Consider the following 11,855-nt stretch of genomic DNA (forward strand, 5'->3'; position numbering starts at 1 on the left):
ATCCCGATGCGTTTTGATCCGCCGCTCGTGCCTGCGACACTCCTGCAACGCTACAAGCGCTTCCTGTTCGACGCCGTGCTGGAGGACGGCACGCCGTTTACCGGCTCCTGCCCCAATACCGGCTCGATGCGAGGGCTGACGACGCCAGGCTCGAAGATCTGGCTGTCGCTGCACGACAGCCCCACCCGCAAATACCGGCACATGTTCGAGATGGTCGAGGTGGACGGCGAGCGCGTCGGCATCAATACCGGCCTGCCAAACCGGCTCACCGAAGAAGCGATCCACGCCGGGCTGATTCCGAGCCTTGCCGGTTACGAGACGATCCTGCGTGAACAGCGCTACGGCCGCAATTCGCGCATCGACTTCCTGCTTCTGGGCAGCGATCTGCCGAATGCCTATGTGGAGGTCAAGAACGTCCACTTCTGCCGTGAGCCGGGGCTGGCGGAATTCCCCGATACCGTTACCAAGCGCGGTGCCAAACACCTGGAAGAGCTGGGCGACATGGCGGAGGCCGGTCACCGGGCGGTGATGATTTATCTCATCCAGCGGCACGACTGTTCGCGTTTCCGTATCTGCGGAGATCTCGACCCATTCTATGCGCTCGCCTTCGAGCGCGCCAAGTCCCGCGGCGTTGAGGCCTATGCCGTCGATTGCCACGTTTCGCCGGAGGAAATCGCGCCGTCGGGGCTGATCCCGATCGAAGATCTCGGCTATCGTTTTTCGGCCGCTTTGTAGACCGCATCTCGATCCCGTCTGCCGACGGCGACTACCAAGACGATCAGTTGCGTATCGCGAACTTCATAGACGAGGCGATAGCCGATGGAGCTCAGCTTAATTTTGTAGCGGTCCTTGGATCCATGAAGCTGGGCGGCAGCGACGCGCGGATTTTCGAGGCATTCGGCCAATTTCTTCTTGAACTGCTCGCGGATATTCGAGTCGAGCTTGCGCCATTCCTTCAGCGCAACATCCAGAAACGCGAGCTCATAGCTCATCCAGCATTACCTTGATGACGGTCTCGCCTGCCCGGCTGTCGGCAAGTGCATTGAGCTCAAGGTCTTCCAACCGGTCCATCATCGCTTCGTAAGCCTTTGCAGGCACGCAGTAGAAGGCGGGCTCGTTGCGATTGAGGATGGCGACAGGAGCTCCGTCTCCTGCTGCGACGGTACCCATCGGGTTGCGCTTCAGCTCGGACACGCTGGCGGTAACTTCGGCGAGGACGATGCTGACCATGGTGGCTCCAATGCTCCAATTCGCACCTTGTATAGACCCATAAGAAGCACTTTAAAAGGCTCGTTTCAAATCTACTCGTTCGGATTGTCGGGAAGAAAAGCGCTGAAATCTCCGATCGCCATGGACGAACCGGGGCCGGCTGCTTTATGAACGGAGAGATTGCGAGAGAAGAACCATGGTCAACTATATCGAGGCGGTTTCCGCCCCCCTTAAAAACACGGGCGCGATCCGGCTCTATACTGCGGACGACTTTGCCGGCATGCGCAAGGCGTGCCTGCTGACGGCGCGCTGCCTCGATGAGCTTGCGGCGATCGTGCAGCCCGGCGTCACCACCAATGCCATCGATCGCTTCGTTTTCGAATTCGGCATGGACCATGGTGCGTTGCCGGCGACGCTGAATTATCGCGGTTACACGAAATCCTCCTGCACCTCGATCAATCACGTCGTCTGCCACGGCATTCCGGATGACAAGCCTTTGCGGGAAGGCGATATCGTCAATATCGACGTCACCTATATCCTCGACGGCTGGCACGGGGATTCGAGCCGCATGTATCCGGTGGGCCAAATCAAGCGCGCCTCCGAGCGCCTGCTCGAAGTCACCTATGAATGCCTGATGCGCGGCATCGAGGCAGTCCGTCCCGGCGCCCGCACCGGGGCGATCGGAGAAGCGATCCAGACCTATGCGGAAGCGGAACGCTGCTCGGTGGTGCGCGATTTCTGCGGCCATGGTGTCGGCCGGCTTTTCCACGACTCGCCGAACATCCTCCATTACGGTCGCGCCGACGAAGGTCCGGAAATGAAGGAAGGGATGATCTTCACCATCGAGCCGATGATCAATCTCGGCAAGCCGCATGTGAAGGTGCTTTCCGACGGCTGGACCGCGGTTACCCGCGACCGGTCGCTGTCGGCGCAATACGAACACGCGATCGGCGTCACCGCCACCGGCTGCGAGATTTTCACCCTCTCGCCGGGGGGCTTCGACCGGCCCGGCCTGCCACCGCTTTCGAGGTAACGGATGGCCAACCGCTCCGCTCCTCCGCCGGACGAACAGGCGTCCTTCGTCGAGGACGAGCGCGGCTTTTTCGCCGAACAGCTGACAAAACCAAAAGCCATCAAGAAGCCGGCACTTGCCGAGGACGACGAGCCGGCGGCGCATTACCATGGCCACCGCGAACGCCTCAAAACCAAATATCGCGAACATGGCGATACGGGGCTTGCGGACTACGAGATCCTCGAACTCCTGCTGTTCCGATCGATCCCCCGCCGGGATACCAAACCGCTTGCCAAGGCGCTGATCGCCCGCTTTGGAACGCTTGCCGGAGTTCTCGGCGCGCCGCTCGGATTGCTGCAGGAGATCAAGGGCGTCGGAGAGGCGGTGGCGCTCGACCTGAAGCTCGTTGCGACCGTCGGGCAGCGGATGCTGAAAAGCGAACTGCGCGGCAAGCAGGTCCTGTCGTCCTGGTCTTCCGTGATCGACTATTGCCATGCGGTCATGGCCTACGAGCCCCGCGAACAGTTCCGCATCCTTTTTCTCGACAAGCGCAACGCGCTGATCGCCGACGAGGTGCAGGGCCACGGTACCGTTGATCACACCCCGGTCTATCCGCGCGAAGTCGTGCGCCGGGCGCTCGAACTGTCAGCGACTGCAATCATCCTCGTCCACAACCACCCGAGCGGCGACCCCACTCCTTCCCGTGCCGATATCGACATGACGAAGACGATCGTCGACACCGCAAAACCCTTGGGTATCACGGTGCACGACCACATCATCATCGGCAAGGACGGCCATGTCAGCCTGAAGGGGCTGAGGCTGATCTGAGTTTTGGCGTGGGGGTGAAGAGGACCCGCATGCCTTTTCCGATCTCGGCGCCCTAGGGATCGAGCGCTGGCAGTTTACCGAAAAAGCATCTTTCGTTGCAGATCGTTACGTCACGCCACCTGCACCATGTGGCCTTCGGAAACCTCGCGATACTGGCGCGCCGGCGGCTGGAAACCCATCGGACGGACAGGGCTCTTCAGCTCGTCGTTGGAAATGCCCCGGCGGATGCCGCGGCGGGCCGGGTCCGGCACCGGGACGGCTGCCATCAGCTTTTTCGTATAAGGATGCTGCGGATTATCGAAGACCGCGGCGCGCGGGCCGATCTCGACGATCTCGCCGAGATACATGACCGCCACCCGATGGCTCACCCGTTCGACCACCGCCATGTCATGGCTGATGAAAAGGAAGGCGAGATTGAGGCTCTGCTGCAGGTCGAGGAGCAGGTTGCAGACCTGCGCCTTGATCGAGACGTCGAGCGCCGAGACGCTTTCGTCGGCGACGATCACCTTCGGATCAAGCGACAGGGCGCGGGCAATGGCGATGCGCTGGCGCTGACCGCCCGAAAACTCGTGCGGATAGCGGCGCGCCATATCAGGCGACAGCCCCACCTTGCGGAGCAGGTCGGCGGTCTTTTCCTTGGCGTCCTTCGCATTGCCGAGCTTATGCTTGACGAAGGGTTCGGAAATCGCAGCGCCGACCGTCATGCGCGGGTTGAGCGACGAGAACGGATCCTGGAAGATCATCTGGATGGTCTTGCGCATGTCGCGCAGCCCCGTCTGATCGAGGCGCAGGACATCGTAGCCGTCGAGCGCCACGTCGCCGCTGGTGGGCTCGATCAGCCGCATGATCGAGCGGCCGGTCGTCGACTTGCCGCAGCCGGATTCACCGACCAGTGACAATGTCTCGCCCTGGAAGAGATCGAAGGAAATATTCTCGACCGCATGGACGGAACCCGTCTGCGTCGCGAACAGGCCGGAGCGGACCGCGAAGCGGGTGACGAGGTTCTTCACCGCCAGAACCGGAGTTTTCCGGGTGTCGACCGTGCCGGCGACTTCCTTGGGCTCGGCGGTCTCGCCTGTCGCGATGTCGACGACCGGGAAACGGGTGGGCCATTTGCGGTCCTGCATCGAGCCGAGCCGCGGGACGGCGGAGAGAAGCGCCCGCGTATACGGGTGCTTGCCGCGATGGAAGATCTCTTCGGTCGGACCGCTTTCGACCGCCTCGCCCCGATACATGACGATGGTGCGGTCGGCGATCTCGGCGACCACACCCATGTCATGGGTGATGAAGAGCACCGACATGCCCTCCTCCTCCTGCAGCACCTTGATCAGGTCGAGGATCTGCCCCTGGATGGTGACATCGAGCGCGGTAGTCGGTTCGTCGGCGATCAGCAGCCTCGGTTTCGAGGCCAAGGCCATGGCGATCATGACGCGCTGGCGCATGCCGCCGGAAAACTGGTGCGGGTAGTCGTCGAACCGTGCGCCTGCGTTCGGGATGCGGACCTTTTCGAGCAGCCGCACGGTTTCGGCGCGCGCCTGCGACTTCGACAGTCCCTTATGGCGCGTCAGCACTTCCGAAATCTGCCGCCCGATCGTGAAGATCGGGTTGAGCGAAGTCATCGGCTCCTGGAAAATCATCGAGGCGTCGTTGCCGCGCACGCCCCGCATCTCCTTTTCGGAGATCGACAGGAGATCCCGCCCGGAGAGCAGGATGCTGCCCTCGATCTTGCTCGTGTTGGCCGCGAGCAGCCGCATGATCGACAGCGAGGTAACGCTCTTGCCGGAGCCGCTTTCCCCGACGATCGCGACCGTCTCGCCCGGATGCACATCGAAGGAGACGTCGCGGACGACGCTTTTCCATTCGCCGTCGACGAGGAAGGATGTCGTCAGGTTCCTGACGGAAAGAACAGGTGTCTCGGTCATTGGGGCTTCCGTCTTCAGGGCTTCCGTCATTGGGGCTTCCACGGGGTGGCAAAGGAGGCCGAGGCGCGGCCTTCCGCCTCGCGGACCGCTTCCAGCTCGGCGATCTTCTGGTCGATGACCCGGCGGTCGATCATGCCGTGCGGATTTTCGCGGGTCGGCATGGTTTCGGCGACATGCAGGAACCGTTCCTGCGCCACCGCATAGAGCCGCCGCAGTTCGCCGAGCGGATCGGCGTGATCGTCGGCATTGATGCGCAGCCACGGGTAATCCTGGTCGCGATAGAGGACCATGGCGGCAGACTGCTTGCCGCGCTTGTCGCCGCCGGCGGCCTCGCCTGCATCCATGGCGGCGAGCACGCGCTCGGCGAGCGGCGCGCCTTCGTCCGCCTTTTGCCTGTAGACCCTAAGCGTCTCAGCGATCACCTGCGGCCCGGCGAGCATGTTGCCGGCGACGGAGACGTTGTCGTCGACCAGATGGCCGGCCCAGTCGACGCAGATTTCGCCGGTATAGGCGGCGTTGCGGCCGTTGGCGTCAATCAGGTGGAACTGGCGCTGGCGCCGGCCGTCATCGCGCGCCGTTAGCACCTCGATGATCTCCTGCGGGCTCTTGCCCTCTTCCAGAAGCTTCAGTCCATCCGTGCCGTAGAGCGGGCTGACGAAGGCCTGGGTAGCAACGGCGCCTACCCTGCCCTTGATATGCGGGACCGCGGCGCCGACCGCGAAGAAGCGGCTGGCGACGGCGATGCCGAAATGACCCGTCGCGGGGTCCCGTGCGACGATCGACCACGTCATGACTTATCTCCCGACCGCATAGGCCTGCATCAGCCGCGGCGTTGCCGCCGCCCGCAGCAATCCGTCGGCGTCGCGGCGGGCTGCGGTCAGGCGGCCGACACTCCAGGGATCCGCCACCGTGATCTGGTGGCCGCGGCTGCGCAGTTCGGTGAGCACGTCGGCACCGATATTGCTCTCCACCATGATGTGTCCCGGCTGGCTGGTGCGCGGATAGAAGGAGCCGGGAAAATGTGTGGTGTGGAACAGCGGCATGTCGATCGCCGCCTGCAGGTTCGGCTTGTGGTGGACGTATCGCAGGAAGAACGGCAACTGCCATTGATCCTGCTGGTCGCCGCCGGGCGTGCCGAACACCAAAGTCGGACGGCCCTCATGCAGGGCCAGCGACGGAGTGAGCGTCGTGCGCGGACGTTTTCCCGGTTCCAGCGAGGTCGGCAGGCCGGGTTTCAGCCAGAACATCTGGGCGCGGGAGTTCAGGGCGAAACCGAGGCCCGGCACGATCGGCGAGGACTGCAGCCAGCCGCCCGACGGCGTGGTCGAGACCATGTTGCCCCAGCGGTCGATGACGTCGATATGGACCGTGTCGCCGCGCTTCTCCGTGAGATGCGACATGGTCGGCTCGTAGACCGCGCCCTTGCCGCTCACTTCCGCCAGCATGCCCATGGTGAGGTCGAACTGGTGGTCGTAGCCGGGTACGCGGCCCGGCCGCAATTCGAGCGAGGCCTGGCTGCCGATCAGCTTGCGGCGCTCGGCATTGTAGCCTTCCGACAGGAGATATTCGGTCGGGATCTGCGCGAAATTCGGGTCGCCGTAATAGACTTCGCGGTCGGCGAAGGCGAGCTTCATGGCCTCGACGACAATATGCACGAAATCCGGTCCGGCCGGATCCATCGCCGAGAGGTCAAAGCCCTTCAGCAGCGCCAGCGACTGCAGAAGCACAGGCCCCTGCCCCCAGGCCGGCGTCTTGGCAACGGTCCAGTTGTGATAATCATAGGTCTGCGGCGCCTCGACGGTCGCCCGCCAGTTGGCCATATCGTCGGCGGTCAGCACGCCCTTGTGGCGGGCGCCGCTCGCATCCATGACTTCGGCCGTCGAGACATAACGGTCGATCGCCTCGGCCACGAAGCCGCGGTAAAAGGCGTCGCGGGCGGCCTCGATCTGGTTTTCGCGGCCGGTCTTGGCTTCGGCCTCGCCGATGAGGCGCTTCCAAGTTTCGGCGAGAACCGGGTTCTTGAAATTGCTCTGCGCTTCGGGAGCCACGCCGCCCGGAAGCCAGGTCGCGTAGGACGTCGACCACTCGGTCTCGAAGAAGCCAGCAAGCCCCTTGATGGTGGCGGAAACGCGGGCAAGCATCGGGTGGCCCTGTTCGGCGTAATAGATCGCCGGCTCGAGCACGTCGCGCACGCTCATCGTGCCGTAGTCGCGCAGCATCAGCATCCAGCCGTCGAAGGCGCCGGGGATGACGGTCGCGAGCAGGCCGTCGCCGGGGATCAGCTTCAGGCCTTCCGACGCGTAATGCTCGATGGTGGCGCCAGCCGGCGCCGGCCCCTGGGCGCAGATGACTTCGACCTTGTCCTTTTTCTTCGAATAGAAGACGGCCGGCATGTCGCCGCCCGGGCCGCAGAGATGCGGCTCGACGATCTGCAGCACGAAGCCGGTTGCAACGGCTGCATCGAAGGCATTGCCGCCCTTTTCGAGGATCGCCATGCCGACGGCCGAGGCGATCCAGTGGGTCGAGGTGACCACCCCGAACGTGCCGAGGATTTCGGGCCGTGTGGTGAATTCAGTCATGGGTATAGGTCCTTTCACATCACGCTTCGCGCGATCATCATGCTTCGCGGGGATCCAGCGCATCGCGCAGGCCATCGCCCAGGAGATTGAAACCAATCACGACGAGGAAGATCGCCGCACCCGGCCACATCGCCATCCAGGGCGCCTGGCTCAGGAAGTTCTTGGCGACGTTCAGCATCGAGCCCCAGGACGGGGCCGGCGGCTGCTGGCCGAGGCCGAGGAAGGAAAGGCTCGCCTCGGCGATGATCGCGGTTGCGATCGTCAGCGTCGCCTGGACGATGATCGGGGCAAAGACGTTGGGCAGGATGTAGCGAGTCATGATTTCAAAGTGGTTCAGGCCAACGGCGCGTGCGCCTTCGACATAATCCTCGGTCTTGACCGCCAGGACCTGACCGCGGGTCAGCCGCACGAAGATCGGCATGGCGGACAGGCCGATGGCGATCATCGCATTCATCAGGCTCGGGCCCAGGAATGCGGCGAGCGCGATCGCCATGATCAGGAAGGGCATGGCGAGCAGCGCTTCGGTGATGCGCGAGATCACCATATCCACCCAGCCGCCGAAATAACCGGAGACGAGGCCGAAGGGCACGCCGATGCCGACCGCGATGACGACGGAGAACACCCCGGCCATCAGCGACGCCCGGGCCCCCCAGATCATGCGGGACAGGATGTCGCGGCCGAGATCGTCGGTGCCGAGCCAGTGCATGGCCGAAGGCGCCTTGCGGATCGCCGTCCAGCTCGTCGCGACGGGATCGATGATCGGCAGGATCGGCGCGCTGGCCGCGAGGATTGCGAAGAACAGGACGAAGACGGCGCCGACGAGCGCGCTCCGGTTCTTCTTCATCTTGCGCCAGGCGCGGCTCCTGTCGCGCTTGGCCGCCGCAACCGGCGGCGCTTGGTCGATCGTGGTCATAGGGTGGCCCTCAGACGCGGATTGAGCAGGACGTAAAGAACGTCGGCGAAAAGGTTCATCAGGATGAAGCCGACCGCCGTGCACAGCACGACGCCCTGCACGACCGCATAGTCGCGGTTGAAGACGGCGTCGACGATGAGCTTGCCGAAGCCGGGAATGGTGAAGATCTGCTCGGTCAGCACCGCGCCGGCGAGCAGTTCCCCGAACAGCAGCGCCGACAGGGTCACCACCGGCAGCAGCGCATTGCGGAAACTGTGGCTCAGAATGACCTCCCGCGGCGACAGGCCCTTAGCGCGGGCGGTGCGGATATAATCGGCGCTGAGCACGCCGATCATCGCCGAGCGGGTATGGCGCATCAGGGTTGCGGCGAGCGCATTGCCGAGCACGAAGGCCGGCATGATCATGGTCTGCAGGGACCGGACAGGATCGACGAAGATCGACTCGAAGCCGGAGGCCGGCAGCCAGCCGAGCTGCACCGAGATCAGCAGGATGAGCATGATACCCAGCCAGAAGTTCGGGATCGACAGGCCCGTCAGCGCCAGCACATTGGCGATGTAGTCGATGAAGGTGTTCTTCTTGACCGCTGCCAAGATACCGATCGGAATGCCGATCAGCATGGCGAAGAACATCGCCATCACGGCAAGCTGGATCGTCACCGGCAGCTTCTGAAGGATCAGTTCCAGGACAGGCTGGTTGGTGCGCAGCGAAATGCCGAAGTCGCCGGTCAGCACACCGCCGAGCCAATAGAAATATTGCATCACGACCGGATCGTTCAGCCGGTATTTGTCGCGCAGGAATTCGATGACCGCCGGATCGCGCTCCTCGCCGGCCATCGCCAGAATGGGATCGCCGGGCAGCAATTTCTGCAGTGAAAAGACAAAAATGGAGATGATCAGCAAGGTCGGTATGGCGACCAGCAGACGCTTTCCGATGTAGACAGGCATGACGCCGTCCCCCGTTGAGCAACATTGTTACGAAGCGATGCGGAAAAGTGCCGCATGGGTCCACTCCCCACGCGGCACGGGAGGCTTAGCCCTTCTTGACGCCTTGCAGGCGGATCATGCCGTCAGGATTGGGCACGAAACCCGTGACGTTCTTCTTGTAAGCCCAGATCCACGACTGATGACCGAGATAGATGACCGGCATGTCTTCGTTGAGGATCACGCCCGCAGCATCGTATTTCTGCTTGCGGACCGCGTCGTCGGTCGAGGCGCGCGCTTCATAGAGCAGCTTGTCGACGTCCGGGTTGCAGTATTTCACGTCGTTGATGCCGCCCTTGCAGGTGATGAACTGATGGATATTGCCATCCGGATCGACACGGCCGGACCAGTCGGAGCGGCTGAGCTGAAAATTGCCGCGGGTCTGCTCTTCGAGCAGCGTCGCGAACTCGGTCGACTTCAGGCTGACGTCGAAGCCGGCTTCGGCGACCATCGACTGCAGGATTTGCATCATCTGCTGGGCAACCGGGTTGTTCGGAATCTGCAGCTCGACCGGGACACGGTCGAAACCGGCGGCCTTGATCAGAGCCTTGGCCTTGGCGACATCGCGGGCGGGAACCGGGATTGCCTTGTTGAACCACGGGCTATTCGGCGGGAACGGCTGATTGCCGCCAACGGCGGTGCCTTCATAAACGATCTGATTCATGGCGTCGCGGTCGATCGCCAGCGAGAAGGCCTGGCGCAGGCGCTTGTCCTTGCCGAACGGGTTGTCGGCGCGCGGACCGTTGGCGATATTGGCGTAAAGCGCCATATAACCGATGTTGACGGTCGCGTCGTATTTTAGGCCCGAATTGCCCTTGACGGCGGTAACGTCGGTCGGAGCCAGACGCTCGATGAAGTCGAGGTCACCCGATTGCAGGTTGGCAAGGCGCACGGTCGTATCCGGGATCGGCAGGTATGTGACCTTGTCGACGAAGATCTTGTCCTTGTTCCAGTAATCCTTGAATTTTTCGAGCACGATGCGGTCCTGCTGGACGCGCTCGACAAACTTGAACGGACCGGCGCAGACAGGCTTGGAGCCGAAATTGGCGCCGAGCGCCTTGGCGGCGGTCGGCGAGACGATCATGCCGGCGCGGTCGGAGAGCTGGGCGAGCAGCGTCACGTCGGGAGCCTTCAGCGTGAACTTGACTTCCAGCGGACCAGATGCCTCGACCTTGGCGACGGACGTCAGTTCGCTCTTGCGGCGAGATTCCGGCAGGGTCATATTACGTTCAATGGTGGCAACCACGGCGGCGGCATCGAGCGGGGTGTCGTCATGGAACTTGACGCCCTCGCGGATCTTCATCGTCAGTTCCTTGCCGTCGGCGGACCATTTCCACTCGGTGGCGAGTTGGGGAACGATCTTCAGGTCAGGCGAAACGTCGACCAGCTTGTCGCACAGGGCGGTATAGACGATACGGCCGACGAAGGTGCGGGACTGGGCCGGATCGAGAACGTCGGCATCGTCCTGCAGCCCGATGCGCAAATCGACCGCAAGCGCCGGAAAGGCGAAAAGCGCGCCGGCCAGCAGCGCGGTCGTAAGCTTGGTAAGTCGCATCATGATGAACATTCCTCTCTTGTTTTTAGGTTCCTGTTTTTAGTCTTGGCCGGTTTCCGGCTTCTGGTGGTGGGCCGCATGGCGGCCATTCAGCTTGCTTCGCTGAGCGATCCCTGTTCCACGGAGCCAAGGGACGTCGCGCGGATGAGCCGCTCCTGAAGCATCAGCAGGTGTTCGCGCATCGCCTCCCCTGCCTGCACCGGATCACGCGCGGCAATCGCCTCGATGATGGTCTTGTGCTGCGCAAACGAGATGTTGACCGCGTCGCCGCTCGAACGGGCGCGCTCGCGGATCGCCCGCCATGCCTCGTCCTGGCGGACACGATTGATGACGTCGAAGATCGACAGGAAAAGCTGGTTGCCGGCGCTCTGGGCGATCAGCCGGTGTAGCGTTCCATCCCACAGTTCGCGGGCGTCGGCATCGCTGCTCTCGATGATCTTCAAGGCGATCTCTTGCATCTTGACGATATCCGCCGGCTTGGCACGCATGGCCGCGAGTTGGGCGAGCTGCGGTTCGATCCTCAGACGGACTTCCATGATCTCCATGAAGTCCGTGCCGGCGACGATTGCGCCCACGTGGTTGCTCCACTCACTCGGCCTTTCGCCGATAAAGGTGCCTGAGCCCTGACGGCGCCAGATGAGGCCTTCGGATTCGAGCACCTCGAGTGCACGTCGCACCGCGCGCCGGCTAATGCCGAGCATATCGGTCAAAGCCCGTTCGGTCGGCAGGCGGCCCTCAGAACCGAATTCCCCCGCCCTTAAAAGCTCCCTCAGGCGATCCAGCGCATAGCTCGAATTGTCATGAGCCTCGCCGGCTTTATCCTGTACCATTTATCGTACCAATTTCTGATTGGTCCG

Annotated in this window: 12 protein-coding genes; 3 read left to right on the plus strand and 9 right to left on the minus strand. The window is 62.8% G+C overall.

The window, feature by feature from the left end; translation table 11 throughout:
• Positions 1 to 6 precede the first annotated feature (6 nt).
• Entirely contained in the window at positions 7 to 735 is a 729-nt protein-coding gene (gene sfsA / locus AC1D3C_RS08550; protein WP_477482580.1) for a DNA/RNA nuclease SfsA, read from the plus strand.
• On the opposite strand, the gene AC1D3C_RS08555 is transcribed toward sfsA, so the two are convergent.
• Entirely contained in the window at positions 711 to 992 is a 282-nt protein-coding gene (locus AC1D3C_RS08555) for a type II toxin-antitoxin system RelE family toxin (RefSeq protein ID WP_477482581.1), read from the minus strand. The genes sfsA and AC1D3C_RS08555 overlap by 25 nt on opposite strands.
• Entirely contained in the window at positions 982 to 1,230 is a 249-nt protein-coding gene (locus AC1D3C_RS08560) for a type II toxin-antitoxin system Phd/YefM family antitoxin (protein ID WP_477482582.1), read from the minus strand. Before AC1D3C_RS08560 ends, AC1D3C_RS08555 begins: the two co-directional genes overlap by 11 nt.
• Positions 1,231 to 1,405: 175 nt before the next feature.
• On the opposite strand from AC1D3C_RS08560, the gene map reads away from it, so the two are divergent.
• Both map and radC read left to right on the plus strand, forming a co-directional pair.
• The gene (gene map, locus AC1D3C_RS08565; protein ID WP_038542469.1) at positions 1,406 to 2,242 is read left to right on the plus strand and encodes a type I methionyl aminopeptidase; all 837 of its coding nucleotides are present in this window, start codon (positions 1,406 to 1,408) and stop codon (positions 2,240 to 2,242) included.
• 3 nt (positions 2,243 to 2,245) lie between these two features.
• Positions 2,246 to 3,049, plus strand: coding sequence for a RadC family protein (radC, locus tag AC1D3C_RS08570; protein ID WP_038586259.1), 804 nt, complete (start codon positions 2,246 to 2,248; stop codon positions 3,047 to 3,049).
• A gap of 110 nt (positions 3,050 to 3,159) precedes the next feature.
• On the opposite strand, the gene AC1D3C_RS08575 is transcribed toward radC, so the two are convergent.
• The 7 genes from AC1D3C_RS08575 to AC1D3C_RS08605 all read right to left on the minus strand — a co-directional run bounded on the left by AC1D3C_RS08575 (position 3,160) and on the right by AC1D3C_RS08605 (position 11,828).
• Entirely contained in the window at positions 3,160 to 4,971 is a 1,812-nt protein-coding gene (locus AC1D3C_RS08575; protein ID WP_477482688.1) for an ABC transporter ATP-binding protein, read from the minus strand.
• Positions 4,972 to 4,997: 26 nt separating this feature from the next.
• Positions 4,998 to 5,762, minus strand: a complete 765-nt coding sequence (locus tag AC1D3C_RS08580) for a DUF1028 domain-containing protein (RefSeq protein WP_477482583.1) — start codon at positions 5,760 to 5,762, stop codon at positions 4,998 to 5,000.
• Positions 5,763 to 5,765: 3 nt separating this feature from the next.
• A complete protein-coding gene (locus AC1D3C_RS08585) occupies positions 5,766 to 7,550 on the minus strand; it encodes a gamma-glutamyltransferase family protein (protein ID WP_477482584.1) in 1,785 nt (594 codons plus the stop codon).
• Between the two features lie 37 nt (positions 7,551 to 7,587).
• A complete protein-coding gene (locus tag AC1D3C_RS08590) occupies positions 7,588 to 8,463 on the minus strand; it encodes an ABC transporter permease (protein WP_046601392.1) in 876 nt (291 codons plus the stop codon).
• Positions 8,460 to 9,407, minus strand: coding sequence for an ABC transporter permease (locus tag AC1D3C_RS08595; RefSeq protein WP_477482585.1), 948 nt, complete (start codon positions 9,405 to 9,407; stop codon positions 8,460 to 8,462). The genes AC1D3C_RS08590 and AC1D3C_RS08595 overlap by 4 nt, the downstream gene beginning before the upstream one ends.
• A gap of 85 nt (positions 9,408 to 9,492) precedes the next feature.
• Positions 9,493 to 10,998 carry an ABC transporter substrate-binding protein gene (locus tag AC1D3C_RS08600; RefSeq protein WP_477482689.1) on the minus strand — a complete coding sequence of 502 codons (1,506 nt, stop codon included), beginning with the start codon at positions 10,996 to 10,998 and terminating at the stop codon, positions 9,493 to 9,495.
• An 89-nt stretch (positions 10,999 to 11,087) separates the two neighbouring features.
• Complete coding sequence (locus AC1D3C_RS08605; protein ID WP_477482586.1) at positions 11,088 to 11,828, minus strand: FadR/GntR family transcriptional regulator; 741 nt, start codon at positions 11,826 to 11,828, stop codon at positions 11,088 to 11,090.
• Positions 11,829 to 11,855: the final 27 nt, after the last annotated feature.

It is taken from the genome of Neorhizobium sp. P1_A6, from assembly GCF_056406795.1.